Genomic DNA, 13,972 nt, shown 5'->3' with positions numbered 1-13,972 from the left:
CGCCGTTGCCCTGTCCGTCACCGTGCGGGACCTGCGACACGATGACCTGCCGGACTGCGCCTGGTCGGGCTCGGCCACCCATCTGCGCAGTGTGGAACGAGAGCTGGTGCGCGTGGCGGCGGGCGAGGCGGACTACCTCGCGGTCTGCACACCGGCGGGCCTGCCGGTGGCGATCGGTGGCATCGACTACCGGGCCTCCGACGGCGCCGGCACCCTGTGGCAGCTCGCCGTCCACCCGGCACTCCAGTCCTGCGGCCTGGGCACCCTGCTGATCCGCTCGGCCGAACAGCGCATCAGGGAAAAGGGGCTGACCCGGAGCGAACTCGCCGTCGAGGAGGACAACCCCCGCGCCCGCGCGCTGTACGAGCGCCTGGGGTACACCGCGTACGGCCGGGCGCCCGACGCCTGGGACGAGGAGGCACCGGACGGCTCGATCCGCCGGTACGAGACGATGTGCGTCCTCATGCGCCGGGAGCTGTGATCCCGGCGAGCGGGTGAACGGCCGGGAGGCCGGGGGCGGGAGACGGGGGGCGGGGAGGGCCCGCCCCGGCCCGCCCCTGCCCTCCCTCCGACCCGCCGACCCCTGCCTCTGGTCCTACGCGCCGCCCCTCCCGCCGGTCCTACGCGGCGGTCGGCCCGACGGTGATCGTGCGGAGCCGCTTGGTGGCCCGGGTGAGGGCGACGTACAGGTCGCGTTCGCCGGCGGGACGGGCGGCGACGATGCCGTCCGGGTCGACCACGACGGCCTCGTCGAACTCCAGGCCGCGCGCCTCGGAGGCCGGGACCAGCCGGGCGTACCGCTCGACACCCGCGGCGGTCAGCTCCTCGACCCGGTCGTCCGCGCAGACCACCCCGAGCAACTCGCCCGGATGCGCGGCGCTTCGGGCCCGCAGTTCGCGGAGGAGGCCCGCGGTGAGCCCCTCCGGGGCCAGCGTGACGGTGCGGGGCTCCTCGCCGTGCCGGATGGAGCTGATCGGCGGCTGCTCGGGGGCGATCCGCCGGAGCAACTCCGCGGTGGTGGCCAGGATTTCCCGCGTGGTCCGGTAGCTGACGGTCAGCGTCCGCAGGTCGAAGCGCCGGTCGAGGTGCGGATCGAGGGCCTCGTTCCAGCCGCGGGCGGCGGTGGCCGGACCCGCCTGGGCGAAGTCGCCGACGAGGGTCATCGACCGGCCCGGGCACCGGCGCAGGACCATCCGCCACTGCATGGCGGTCAACTCCTGCGCCTCGTCGACGACCACGTGCCCGAAGTCCTGTTCGGGCGGTCCGTCGATCAGACTCGCCGCCTCGTCGAGGAGGGGTACGTCGGCGTCGGTCCAGGGCGCGCCGGGCGTGCGCAGCACCAGGGCCCATTCCTCGTCGGCGAGCCCGGGCAGGTGGGTGCCCAGGGCGACGGGGTCGGACAGCAGGGTGCCGACGAGTTCGGCGGGTTCGAGGCGTGGCCAGAGCTCCTCGACGGCCCGGTCGAGGTGGGGGTCGTCGAGGAGGGCGGTGCGGACGGCGTCGGCGTCGAACTCCTCCGCACCCGAGGAGGGCGTGTCGTCGAAGCCCATGGCGTGCAGGTCCCGTGCCGCCATCCGGTCGAGGTCGATCCCGGTTTGCCGCTCGACCTCGGCGTCGATCCGCTCCAGCGCCTCGACGGTGCCCCGGGCCAGCGCGCTGGTGAGGGCGTCGACCAGGTGCTCCCGGAACCGCTCGCGAGCCCGGTTGTGGGCCAGGCCGCTGGTCTGCGCCGTCCGGCGCGCGGCGGCGACCTCCCCCTCCGCCAGCCGGATCCACTCCTTCCCGACCCGGACGGTGAAGTCTCCGCGCGGGGCCTGCCACGAGCGGACGAACTCGGCCAACGCATCGGCGAATTCGGCCCTCCCCTTCAGTCGCGCGGCTTCGGACCCGGCCACGGCACCGGGAACGACACCGGCCAGCTCCCCGCAGGTCGCCAGGACGACGTCGTTCTCGCCGAGCGAGGGCAGGACCTGGGAGATGTAGTCGAGGAACCGCGCGTTCGGACCGAGCACCAGCACACCGCGCTCGGCCGCCTTCGGGAACGCGTACAGCACGTACGCGGCGCGGTGCAGCGCCACCACCGTCTTTCCGGTGCCCGGGCCGCCCTGCACCACCGTCACCCCGCGGTGCGGGGAACGGACGATCGCGTCCTGCTCGGTCTGGAGCGTCGCCACCGCCGACCCCATCCGGCCGGTGCGCCGCTGCTGGAGCGCCGCCGAGAGCGGGCCGTCGCCGATGACGTCCTCGGCGGTGGGCGCGGAGCCGTCCAGCAGCTCGTCGCTCACCCCGGTCACCGTGCGGCCGGTCAGGCTCAGATGGCGGCGGCGCCGCAACCCCAGGGGGTGCACCGGCGTCGCCTCGTAGAACGGCCGCGCCGCCTCGGCCCGCCAGTCCACCAGCACCGGCAGCTCGTCCCCCTCCCGCTGCAGGCCCAACCGCCCGATCCGCAGGACCGTCCCGTCCGCCCGGTCGATCCGGCCGAAGACCAAGCCGCCCTCGGCGCCCTCCAGCCGGCGCACCTCACCCGCCAGCCGCCCGGCCGCCACCTCCCGCTCGTACACCTCGCCCGCACTGCCCGCCCGCGACGCGAGCACCCGTGCCAGCTGCGCCCGCGCTCCCGCGAGCCGCTCGTCGAACACCTCGCCTATGACGGACACCTGCGCCCGCTCCAGCTCCACCTGGAGTGTGGCGCTGCCATGGATCTGCGACAAGGAAAAGCCCCTCTCGGTTCGACCCGACACTATGCAGGGGGAATCCGGGGAAGTACATATTGACGTGTGCGGACCGGCTGTGTCCTTCGGCCAGGCCAGGGGTCGGATGGTCAGCGGGTCGACCCGAAAGCGGACCGTGCCAGGGAATTCCTCCCTGGTTCCGCGCCCCGTGACGGGGAATTCCGGTGGAATTCCGAGCGTATTCGCGGCCCCCGGGGACCGGGGTGTCCTTGAGGTGAGGAGTACGGATGCAGGTAGCGGTGGTCACCTTCGACGGGTTCAACGAACTCGACAGCTTCATCGCCTCCGCCGTGATCAACCGCTGTCGTGCGGACGGCTTGGAGGCCTTCATCACGACCCCGACCCCGGTGGTGACCTCGATGAACGGGGTCGAGGTGACGGGGCAGCGTCCGATGGAGTTCGTGGCCGACGCCGACGTCGTGCTGATCGGCAGCGGGGTGAAGACCCGTGACGTGGTCGCCGACGACGGGCTGGTCTCGCGGCTGGTGCTCGACCCCGCGCGGCAGCTGATCGGCGCCCAGTGCTCCGGCGCCCTGGTGCTGGCCCGGCTCGGGCTGCTGGCGGGCATGCCGGCCTGCACGGACCGCACGACCCGGCCCTACGTCGAAGCGTGCGGCGTCACCGTGTCGGACGCGCCGTTCCACAGCGAGGGGAACATCGCCACGGCGGGCGGTTGCCTCGCCTCCCAGTACCTCGCCACCTGGGTGATCACCCGTACGCTCGGGGAGGCCGCCGCGCGCGACGTCCTCGACTACGTCGCTCCGGTCGGCGAGAACCGGGCGACCGTCGAGCGCGCCCTGCGGGCCGTGCACCGGGGCGCCGCCGCGGCCCTGCCCACGGTCGGCTCGCCGGAGATCACGCCGCCGGTGGCTGCCCTGCCCTGACGGGGACCCTCCCTGACGGGGACCTGCCCTGACAGGGACCCTCCCCGACAGGGATGTGCCCTGGCGGGCCCCTGCCTGACGGCCCATCGGGATGTCCACCGCCCGATGTCCACGGGCGGGACTCGGCCCGCGCTCTCGCGCTCGGTCGGCAGCCGCCCGAGCACCTCGCGGGCCCGGCCCCGGCCCGCTGTTCCCGGAGGGGCCGACCGGCCGCGGCCACGCCGACACGCTGCTGCGGTGCACCGGCCGCACCGCCCTCCAGGGCCGCCGGGGCCGCTCGCGCCGCCCGGCCGGCGGGTGGCCCTGGGACGGCCCGGTGGCCTGAGCCCGGCACCGAGCGGGCGAGGACGCGGTGCGGGGTACGGCGGTGGCTTCGGTTCCGGGCACGACGGTCATGAGCGGACCTCCTTCCGGGCCACCCGGTGGCGGCCCTCGATGTCCCTCAGCCTTGCACCCCGCCGCAGCCTCCGGCGCCTGCCGATCGGCACATTTCCGGAGCTCATCGGCCCTCGGGACCTGCCGATCGGCAGGGTGGTCCTGGGCGCGACCCGGCCCCGGCCGCCCTGCGGGGGTGCGGGCGACCGGGGCCGGGGGTTCGGGGCGACGCGACGCCCTCGGCGCCCTCGGCGCCCTCGGCGCCCTCGGCGCCCTCGGCGCCGGCAGCGCCGTCGGCGTCGGCGTGGGCCGGGGTCAGTGCTGCAGGGTCTCGCCCTGGTAGCCGCCACAGCCGTTGGTGGTGAACACCGAGGAGACCCACCACCCGGCCGGGACCGTCGAGTTGGCGCACACGTTGATGCCGTTGAAGAGCTGGTTGGTGATGGTGCCGCCGAGGTGTCCGCCGCAGCCGTTGGTCTGCTGTTCGGCGGTGATGACCCAGCCCGCCGGGATGGACGAGTCCATGCAGATGCCGATGCCGTTGAAGAGCTGGTTGGTGATGGTGCCCCCGAGGTGTCCGCCACAGCCGTTGGTCTGCTGTTCGGCGGTGATGACCCAGCCCGCCGGGATCGGCGAGTCCATGCAGATGCCGATGCCGTTGAAGAGCTGGTTGGTGATGGTGCCCCCGAGGTGTCCGCCGCAACTGTTGGTCTGCTGCTCGGCGATGATCACGTACCCCGGCGGGATGGGCGAGTCCATGCAGATGCCGATCCTCGGGCCGGCGGTGTTGATCACGGCGATGAGGTGTCCGCCGCAGCCGGGGCCGGTGTACTCGGAGGTGATGACGTAGCCGGCCGGGATCGGGGAGTCGCCGCAGACGTTGATGCCGTTGAAGGGCGGCTGGACGGTCAGCTCCAGGTAGCCGCCGCAGCTGTTGCTGGAGCGCTCGGAGACGATCACCTGGCCGGGCGGGAGGGGCGAGTTGCCGCAGACCGTGGCGGCCGAGGCGGGAGCGGCGAAGGTCACGAGGCCGCCCGCGAGGACGGCGAGCACGGCGACGACGCGTCCGAGCCAGTGTGTGATGGGTTTCATGCGGTCTCCCGGAGGGGGGTGGACGGTTCCCGGACGGGACCGGTGGTGCGCCTGTGAATCCGGCGGTCCCGGTGCGCCCACCACAGTGGCGGGCCGGTCGGTCGGGGCCAACACCGTCGGGACTCGGACAAACAATTACGGAAAACGATCAACCCCTGGTCACCAGCCGATCCTGTGCGGACAATCTCGTGCGGACAATCAATCGACAGGACGTCGACGCGAATCCGGCGCGAAGCGGACGCGTCGCCGCAGCACGGGGAGGGTGCGGGTGGGCCGCAGACAACGGAGCCTGGACCCGGAGGCGGGGCCGGCGGCCGAGTTCGCCCTCCGGCTGCGCGCCCTGCGCGAACGGGCCGGGACCCCGACCTTCGCCGCGATGAGCCGCAGGGTGCACCGCTCGACGACGGTCCTCTCGGAGGCCGCGGGCGGCGTGGACCTGCCGACCTGGGCGACGGTCGAAGCCTTCCTGGAGGCCTGTGGCGAGACCGACCCCGGGCCGTGGCGCGAACACTGGGAGCGGGCCCGCGACGCCCTCGGGGAGCCGGCGACGCCGCCCGACGACCCGGCCTCCACGGCGAAGCCGTACGGTTCCGCGGGGCCCGGCTCGGCCACGGCCGCCGCACTGGCCGCCGCCGTTAGGTCCGACGCCGCTCGGCGCGCCGCCGCACCGCCCGGCACCACACCGCGAGCCGCCCACCGCTGGTGGTCCTCCCGCCCCGCCACCGCGGCCGCCGCGCTCCTCGTCGGCCTGACCGCCGGCCTGCTGACCGGTCTCCAACTCCCGCGCGGTGGAGCCGGATCCGCGACCGGTCCGCAGCCCACGCCGTCCCGGGCGATGCCGACCGTCGTGGTCGTCCCGGCGCCCGTCCCCCCGCCCTGGCCGGCCGGCGGCTCCGGCTGCGACGCCCGCACGCACTGGGTCTACCAGTACGACCACGCCTACCAGGGCCAGGTCTACGCGCTGCTCGCCCGCCCGGACGGCAAGCCCGCCGACACCGCCGTCACCCTCACCTGGGGCGCCTGGCGCTGGCAGCACCCGGTGACGGTCCAACCGGGCACCCCGGCCCAGACCACCGGCGGCACCCTGCTCCTCTACACCAAACTCGACACCAGCCTCCGCGACCCCCTGGTCACCGTCGACACCGCCGACCCGGTCTGCGCCGCCTTCGGCACCGCCGGGCCCACCTCCGTCGCGCCCCTCAGCACCGTCGACGCCAACCAGGGCTGGACCGGCGCCGAGCCCACGGCGGACACCCCGGACGATCCGTCAACAGCCGCTCGGTAGCGCAGCGGTACGGACGGCGGCCGGTTCGGGCGGCAGGCGCGCGGACGCCGATCGGGCGGGCGGCGGGAGCGCGTTCCGGGCCGTCGCCCGCACCGCTCGCCTCGGGGACACGCGTCAGCGGCGTCCCCCTGAGCCACACCGGCGCGGCCGGCCGCTCGGAGCCCGGGGCGAGCGCGTCCCGGGCTCCGAGCGGCCGTCGTCGAGCACCGGCTGCCGCCGTCCGTCGGGCGGGGGAGGGGCCGGCCCGTGCCCGACCCGGCTCGCCGTGGCCGGCACCCGCCCGCGACCGTCAGCTCCACCAGAACGACCAGCAGTCCTCCAGCAGGACCTCCTGCGCGTAGTCGATCAGGCTCTCGGTGGCGAGGACGTTGTCGGGACAGAACGCGACGTGCTCGGCGGCGATCGGCAGCGCCGTCTCCAGATCGTCGGCGTCCAGCCGAACCGCGGCGCTCAACCGCAGACCGGCGGGGCCGACTTCGACGACCCGGGCACGGAACCGCCGCTCCCAGCTCCGGACGACGGCGGCGAGCTCACCGGGGTCGTGGCCGCCGCCCGCCGTCCACCCGCAGACGGCCAGGGCCTCGGCCCCGGTGCCCGCCCGGACGAGTCCGATCCGCAGGTCGGCGTCGTGGCGCAGCAGCCAGCGCGCCACCTCGGCGGCGGCCGCGTCCGGGTCGCCGGCCGCCGCCGCGCACGCCGCGGGTGCCAGGCCGGGCCAGTCGGCGCCGTACGGCTCCAGTATCCGGTGGTGCCGCTCGGCCTCCTCGGGGTCGTCCGGGTGGGCCACGGCCGGCGGGTTCCACCAGCGGCTCAGCAGGGCAGCCGGATCGTGGGAGTCGGGCGAGGACGCCCGGTCCGGATGGAGGTCGCCGGTGGCCCAGGGCCGGAACTCCGGATCGCCGGCCCGGCGGGTCAGCAGCAGCGGCCAGAGGCCGGAGCGCTCGTGCTCCCGCTGCAGCTGCTCCCACAGGCCGACGGGTGCCGGGCCGTCGCTCAGCCACATCACCGGGGTGCCGCCGTCCCCGCTGCCGGCGGGGACGATCAGTCGGCCCGGCGGCAGCGGGACGGACAACGAGGACCGCTTGGCGGCCCCTTCGGGGAACAACGGGCGGAGTTCGGCCGGCAGCGGCGCACGATCGATCATGCGCTCACGGTAGCGGCGGGGTCGGACACGACCCGCACGGAGGCCGGCCGGGACCGGCAGACCGGCGGGCTCGCCGGTCTGCCGGTCCCGGCCGGTCCGTCAGAGCCGCTCGGGCACCGGGTTGCCGACCGCCTCGATGGCGCGGCGGACCGGGACCTTCACGAGCACCGCGAAGCCGATCACGAAGAACACCAGCAGCGAGATGATCGCCGAGCGGTAGCTGCCGGTGATCTGGTAGGCGAGGCCGAACACCAGCGGGCCCATCCAGCTGGTGCCGCGGTCGCTGACCTTGTAGACGCTGAAGTACTCGGCCTCCCGGCCCGCCGGGATGAGGTGGGAGAACAGCGAGCGGGAGAGCGCCTGGCTGCCGCCGAGCACCAGGCCGATCATGCAGGCCAGCACGTAGAACCAGATCGGCTGGTGGGCGGGCATGACGTACCCGAGGGCGAGGGTGATCACCCAGCCGACCAGGGAGCCGAGGATGGTCCGCTTGGCGCCGTACCGCCGGGCGATCCGGCCGAGCAGCAGCGCGCCGCCGATCGCCACCACCTGGACCAGGAGCACGGCGGTGACCAGCGAGGTCTGCTCCATGCCGAGTTCCTCGCTGCCGTAGAGCGAGGCCTGGGAGACGACGGTCTGGATGCCGTCGTTGTAGCAGAGGAAGGCGGCCAGGTAGAGGAGCGTGAGCGGGTGCTTGCGCATGCCCTTGAGGGTCCGGCCGAGTTCGCGCAGGCTGCCGGCGGCGGGCCGGTCGGTGGGGGCGGCGGTCCGCGCGGGGGCGATCCCGGCCCGGGAGGGCAGCCGCAGCAGCGGGACGAGGGTGAACAGCGCCCACCACAGCCCGGCGGAGGCCAGGCAGATCCGGACGGCCGTCCCGGAGGACAGGCCGAGCGCGTCGTGGCCCTCGAACAGCGCCAGGTTGGCGATCAGCAGCAGTCCGCCGCCGGCGTAGCCGTAGGCCCAGCCCTTGGAGGAGACCGCGTCGCGCTCGTCGGGGGCGGCCAGGCCGGGGAGGTAGGCGTAGGACAGCGCGACCGACACCGCGTACGCGATGTTGGCGACCACCAGCAGGGCGCCGCCGAGCAGGTAGCGGTCGCCGTCGAGGAAGAACATCCCCGTCGTGGCGAGCGCGCCGACGTACGCGAAGCCGCACATCAGCTCCTTGTGCCGCCCGGTGCGGTCCGCGACGGTGCCGGTCAGCAGCATCACCGCGACCGAGAGCAGCACGGAGAAGGAGACGGTGTACGGGAAGAACGATCCGGCGCGGATCGACAGGCCGAGCGGGTGCACGTCGCCGGACGCGTCGGCGGCGTTCTTGGCCACCGTGGTCAGGTAGGGGCCGAGGAAGACCGTGAGGACGGTGGCCGAGAAGGCGGCGTTGGCCCAGTCGTTGACGTACCAGCCGAACTGCATCCGGCGCAGGGCCAGGCGGTCGGCGGCGGCCGGGTCGGTCGCCGGTGCGGCCGCCGGGTCGGCCGGCGGATCGTCCGGCCGCTGCGTCGCGGAGTTCGTGGTGCTCATGGGGTCCCCATCACCGTGCTGGAGCCGGTACTGCCGTCCGTCCAGCAGCCGCGCTCGCCGAGGACGTCCCGCAGGACGTCGATGCGATCGGCCATGATGCCATCCACACCGAGGTCGAGGAGAGCCCTGATCCGTGTGGGATCGTCCACAGTCCAGACGTGGACCTGCAGGCCGAGGCGGTGGGCGGCCCGGACGAAGGCCCGGTCGACCACCCGCACGCCCCGGTGCCGCTCCGGCACCTGCGCGCACACCCCGGCGAACGGCGCCCCGCGCCCCGGCAGCAGCGGCCCGGCCAGCGAGCGCAGCCGCAGCCGGGCCACCTCGCGCGGGCCGAGCGAGGTGGCCAGCCGCGGCCCGGCGGCGGCCCGGACGGCGGCCAGCCGGCTGTCGGAGAAGCCGCCGACGCAGACCCGGTCCCAGGCGTCGGTCCGGCGGATCGCCTCGACCAGCGGGCCGACGGCCGGCGCCGCCTTGACGTCGATATTGAAGCGGGCCCCGGGGAACGCGCCGAGCAGGTCCTCCAGCAGGGGCACCGGCTCGGTGCCCCCGATCCGGGCCTGCCGGACGGCCTCCCAGGGCAGCTCCGCGACGGCGCCGGTGCGGTCGGTGACCCGGTCGAGGCGCGCGTCGTGGAAGGCCACCAGCACGCCGTCGGCGGTGGCGTGCACGTCCGTCTCCAGGTAGCGGTACCCGAGGGCGACGGCGGCCTCGAAGGCCGCCAGCGAGTTCTCGGGGTGCCCGAGGTCGCCGCCGCGGTGCGCGAAGGCCAGCGGCCCCGGGTGGTCGAGGAAGACGTGCATGGGGTGCTCCGAGCTGCTGGGAGGGGAGGCCGCGCCGCCCGCTCCGCCGCCGTCCGGGACCGCGTCCGGGCGCGCGCGTTACAGTATGACGCACTGTGTCAAGCAGTAATGAGGCCGGCGCGGGATCGGGGGCGGGCGGGGGAGCTGCGGCGGCCCGAGTGGCCCGCGTGGTCCGTGTGACCCGCGTCGCCGGCGGGGCCTGATGCGAGTGTCCGGTTCGTGGACATGACATCGATCCGAGATGTGCCGATTCCGCTTCTTCGCGTCAAAAGTCGTGCAGGAATCAACATTTCAGGAGTATTTCCGGCGACCGATCGATCGGGCACCACTTTTCTGTGACCTTTGCCACAGCTCGACGTGCGTTTTTCGTTCCTCGGCGCTCCTGTTTATGGCCGAAACAATCCACACTGGCCTGATGTCACTTGATTATTCGTCAGATGTTCGGATGTGATGGCAGGGTGTGTGTCGTAGCCGTACCACCTTCTGACCTGGTGCACACCGATCGTGTCCACGATGACGAATGGCTGAACTGTGCGCATGACCCGTTCGGATCGCAACGAAGCGACCACGCGGCCCCGCCTCCCCGGCGAAAAGCTCTCCACCCGCGAGTTCTCCCGGCTGGCCGGCAGCGTCGGCGGATACCCGTACGTGAAGATCGTGCTCGACCGTGCCGAGTCGGTGCTCCACTTCATCGACAGCGCGGACGGCATCCTGCACGTCCGTTACATCGCGGGCGAGATCCTCGGCATGTCGATCGACGAACTCGCCCGCGGCCTCGATGCGTTCAATGACGACGTCTACCGGAATCCCGATCGCCGCTTCCTCCTCGGCACCCTCGCCCTGCACACCCGCGGCGGTACCGGCGACACCTTCCTGTCGCTGGAGACCGTCGACGTCGACACCATGTCCCAGGACATGCTGCTCGCCTTCTACCACCGGGTGCGCGCGCACGTCGACCCCGCGCTGCCGCTGCTCCTCAAGCCGGCCAACCACCGCCAGGAGGAGTACGTCGCGGCGATCCCGGAGAGCGAGATCCCGCGCGTCCTGTCCCACGAGCTCTACTCCACGGCCGCGTTCGTGCCGCTGAACCCCGGCGAGGCGCACGGCCGGCTGCGGGTGTTCCGCTCGGAGGAGGAGTACCGGGCGGCCCCCGAACCGCTGGAGTGGCACGACATCGTGGTGATGCCCCGGGTGCCGGAGGACGTGCCCCGGGTGTCCGGCATCATCCACACCGAGCACACCACCCCGCTCTCCCACATCAACGTGATGGCCGCCGGGTGGCGGATCCCCAACGCGGTCGGGATCGGAGCCGTCGAGCGGATCGAACGGGACGGTCTGGCCGGGCAGTGGGTCCGCTACCGGGTCGACACCGACGGCACCGAGCTCCACCTCGACGCCGCGCCGCCGCCGAGCGCCGACGCCCGGCCTACGGCGCCCCCGCCGGCCGAACGCGTCACCGTGGACCGGCCCGACCTCGCCCCCACCCCCGTCACCCCGCTGACCGAACTGCGCGCCGGCGACCACGTCCGGTTCGGCACCAAGGCGGCCAACCTCGGCGAGCTCACCCACCTGCTGCAGCACGGCTCGCCGCGCTGGCTCGGCTTCTACCGCGTCCCGCGGCCGCCCCGGGAGAACCTGCTGCGCTACCTCGCCCGACAGCTCGGCCTCCCCGAGGACGCGGACGACACCGAACTCACCGGCGCCGCGCAGCGCCTGGTGAAGGAGCACGCCCGGGTGCCGCGCGGGATCGTCCTGCCGTTCTCCCTCCAGCAGCGCTTCCTCGACTCCTCCGCCGAACTCCGCGCCGCGGTCGGGCGCCTCGACTCCGCGCTGCGGGACGGGACTCCGGACGTCGACGGCCTGTGCCGCGCAGCGCAGCGGCTGATCCGCACCACCCCGGTGCCCGAGCCGATCCGCACCGAACTCGACCGGGCGCTCGACCGCCACCTGTACGGCGCGCTCGTGCTGGTCGTCCGCAGTTCCTCCAACGCCGAGGACCTGTCCGGCTTCTCCGCCGCCGGGCTCTACGAGTCGGTGGCGCACGTCAGCGGCACGCCGGCCGTCCTGGACGCGGTCCGGGAGGTCTGGGCCTCGCTGCTGTCGCCGCGCGCCGTACGGCTGCGGCACCAGGCGGGCATCCCGCTGGACCACTGCCGGATGGGCGTGGTGGTCCAGGAGCAGGTCGGCTCGGCCGTCGGCGGGGTCCTGGTCACCTGCAACCCGCTGAGCCCGCAGGACTTCCGCGACGTCTACCTCAACATCTCGCCGCGCTCGGTGACCGAGGTGGTCACCGGCGAAGGCGCCCCGCTGCAGTACCTGTGCAACACCATGGAGGGCGGCAGCCGCACCGTCTCGCTGGGCACCGCCACCGCCGACCTGGACGCCGCGACCAAGGACCTCGTCGGCCGGCTGGCGCTGATCAGCCGACTGCTGCAGTCGCACTTCTCGCCCGACGAGAGCTACGCGGCCCCGGTCGACATCGAGTGGGCGATCGAGGGCGACCGGATCGACCTGCTGCAGCTGCGGCCCTTCCGCACCGCCGGCTGACCCCGGCCGGCGCCCGGCCCGCTCGTACCGCGGCGCGCCCGCTCGTGCCACGCCGGGCCTGCGCACACCCCGCCGGGCCTGCGCACACCCCGCCGGGCCCGCTCGCCGGCCCACAGAACTTCCTTCAGGAGAAAGCACCGTGAAACGGATCCTCTACGTCTACGTCAAGGGCGGAGCCCCGCTGGAGTACGCCTTCCCGCGGATCGCCGCCTGCGGGGAGCTGCACGTCCTCGCGCTGGCCCCGCTGCCGACCACCGCCGAGGAGCAGTGGCGGCCCAGCTGCACCAGCATCGAGCTGGTCCCCGAGGCGCCGCGCGGTGACGAGCTGGTCGAGCTGATCGTGCGGTACGCCGAGCGCATCGGGGCCGACGCGGTGCTCACGCTCTCCGAGTTCGCGGTGCTGGCCGTCGCGCACGCCGCGCGCCGGCTCGGCCTGGCCGGCCCCGGCGAGGGGATCGTCCGGGCGCGCGACAAGCGACTGATGCGCGAGGCGTGGGCCGCCGCCGGGGTGCCCATCCCCGGGTTCCGCCGGGTCGACAGCCTCGCGGACCTCGACGCCGCGCTCGCCGAGTTCACGCCCCCGCTGCTGCTCAAGCCCGCCTGGGGCGCCGGCTCGGTCGCCCAGATCGTGCTGCACTCCGCCGACGACGCGGCCCCGGCCTGGCGCGAGATCGAGCGCGGGCTCCAGGCCGGCAGCAAGGTCGGCATGAACGAGCTCTACGCCCCGGACACCGACCGGGACCGGCTGGTCGAGGAGATCGCCCAGGGCTCCACCGACGGCTGGTACCAGGAGCCCGGCTACGGCGACTACGTGAGCGTGGAGGGGATCGTCGCCGACGGCGTCTACCGTCCGCTGGCCATCACCGCCAAGCTGCCGACCGTGCCGTCCTTCGTCGAGGTGGCCAGCACCTCGCCCTCCGTCATGGCGGTGCCGCTGCAGCGCCGGATCGAGGAGGTCTCCCGCCAGGCCGTCGACGCGCTCGGGCTGGAGAACTGCGGCACCCACACCGAGCTCAAGCTGATGAAGGACGGCGAGCTGGTGGTCATCGAGACCGCGGCGCGCTTCGGCGGCCTGCTGACCACCCGGCAGGTCCAGGAGGTGTTCGGGCTCGATCCGATCGGCATGCTGGTCCGGCAGCTGCTCGGCGAGCAGGTCGACTACCCCGAGGCCATGCTCACCGAAGGGGCCCGGGCCGCCGCCTCGGTGGCCGTCGTCCCGACCGACGCCTTCGGCGTGCCCTGGCGCACCCGCCCGGTCTGGAACCCGCAGGACGTGGACTGGCAGAGCCTGCTCTCCCCGGGCAGCAGCATCGAGGCCGTCCCCGCCTTCGCCATGCCCGCCGGCCGTCCGGTGCCCGCCTTCGACCCCAACGCGGGCTCGCGCAACTGGCTCGGGGTCTACCTGCTGAGCGCCGTCGACGCCGACACGCTGCAGCGCGACTGCAACGCGGTGCTGAACGGCATGGAGGCCGCCCTGCACCGGGCCGCCGAACGCGCCGCCGGACACGCTGCCGAACGCGCCGCCGGACACGTTGCCGAGCGCGCCGCGGGCTGATCGCGCCCGTCGTCCGCCGATCCGTCGTCCGCCGATC

At 74.0% G+C, this 13,972-nt stretch carries 10 protein-coding genes; 5 read left to right on the top strand and 5 right to left on the bottom strand.

Annotation, left to right across the window (positions count from 1 at the left end):
* Nucleotides 1-10: 10 nt before the first annotated feature.
* The gene (locus tag ACZ6Y7_RS18370) at nt 11-481 is read left to right on the top strand and encodes a GNAT family N-acetyltransferase (RefSeq protein WP_465759123.1); all 471 of its coding nucleotides are present in this window, start codon (nt 11-13) and stop codon (nt 479-481) included.
* Nucleotides 482-620: 139 nt separating this feature from the next.
* Here the strand turns inward: ACZ6Y7_RS18370 and ACZ6Y7_RS18365 are convergent, their stop codons facing one another.
* The gene (locus ACZ6Y7_RS18365; RefSeq protein ID WP_465758927.1) at nt 621-2,711 is read right to left on the bottom strand and encodes a HelD family protein; all 2,091 of its coding nucleotides are present in this window, start codon (nt 2,709-2,711) and stop codon (nt 621-623) included.
* Nucleotides 2,712-2,959: 248 nt separating this feature from the next.
* Here ACZ6Y7_RS18365 and ACZ6Y7_RS18360 point away from each other — a divergent pair, with 248 nt between their 5' ends.
* Nucleotides 2,960-3,616, top strand: a complete 657-nt coding sequence (locus tag ACZ6Y7_RS18360) for a DJ-1/PfpI family protein (protein ID WP_465758926.1) — start codon at nt 2,960-2,962, stop codon at nt 3,614-3,616.
* Between the two features lie 690 nt (nt 3,617-4,306).
* Here the strand turns inward: ACZ6Y7_RS18360 and ACZ6Y7_RS18355 are convergent.
* Nucleotides 4,307-5,083 (bottom strand): hypothetical protein, encoded by a 777-nt coding sequence (locus ACZ6Y7_RS18355; protein WP_465758925.1) that lies wholly within the window; start codon nt 5,081-5,083, stop codon nt 4,307-4,309.
* 268 nt (nt 5,084-5,351) lie between these two features.
* On the opposite strand from ACZ6Y7_RS18355, the gene ACZ6Y7_RS18350 reads away from it, so the two are divergent.
* On the top strand, nt 5,352-6,368 hold the full coding sequence (locus tag ACZ6Y7_RS18350; protein ID WP_465758924.1) for a helix-turn-helix domain-containing protein: 1,017 nt from the start codon (nt 5,352-5,354) through the stop codon (nt 6,366-6,368).
* A 289-nt stretch (nt 6,369-6,657) separates the two neighbouring features.
* Here the strand turns inward: ACZ6Y7_RS18350 and ACZ6Y7_RS18345 are convergent, their stop codons facing one another.
* The 3 genes from ACZ6Y7_RS18345 to ACZ6Y7_RS18335 form a co-directional block, all read right to left on the bottom strand.
* Nucleotides 6,658-7,512: a DUF4253 domain-containing protein gene (locus ACZ6Y7_RS18345; RefSeq protein WP_465758923.1), complete on the bottom strand. Its 855-nt coding sequence runs from the start codon at nt 7,510-7,512 to the stop codon at nt 6,658-6,660.
* A gap of 99 nt (nt 7,513-7,611) precedes the next feature.
* Nucleotides 7,612-8,925, bottom strand: coding sequence for an MFS transporter (locus ACZ6Y7_RS18340; protein ID WP_465759122.1), 1,314 nt, complete (start codon nt 8,923-8,925; stop codon nt 7,612-7,614).
* A 104-nt stretch (nt 8,926-9,029) separates the two neighbouring features.
* Nucleotides 9,030-9,833: a glycerophosphodiester phosphodiesterase gene (locus ACZ6Y7_RS18335; RefSeq protein WP_465758922.1), complete on the bottom strand. Its 804-nt coding sequence runs from the start codon at nt 9,831-9,833 to the stop codon at nt 9,030-9,032.
* Between the two features lie 537 nt (nt 9,834-10,370).
* On the opposite strand from ACZ6Y7_RS18335, the gene ACZ6Y7_RS18330 reads away from it, so the two are divergent.
* Together ACZ6Y7_RS18330 and ACZ6Y7_RS18325 are read left to right on the top strand one after the other, a co-directional pair.
* A complete protein-coding gene (locus ACZ6Y7_RS18330; RefSeq protein ID WP_465758921.1) occupies nt 10,371-12,380 on the top strand; it encodes a PEP/pyruvate-binding domain-containing protein in 2,010 nt (669 codons plus the stop codon).
* A 139-nt stretch (nt 12,381-12,519) separates the two neighbouring features.
* Entirely contained in the window at nt 12,520-13,935 is a 1,416-nt protein-coding gene (locus tag ACZ6Y7_RS18325) for an ATP-grasp domain-containing protein (protein WP_465758920.1), read from the top strand.
* Nucleotides 13,936-13,972: the final 37 nt, after the last annotated feature.

Source organism: Kitasatospora sp. NPDC053308 (assembly GCF_055585785.1).
This window is presented reverse-complemented; position numbering and strand designations above follow the sequence as displayed.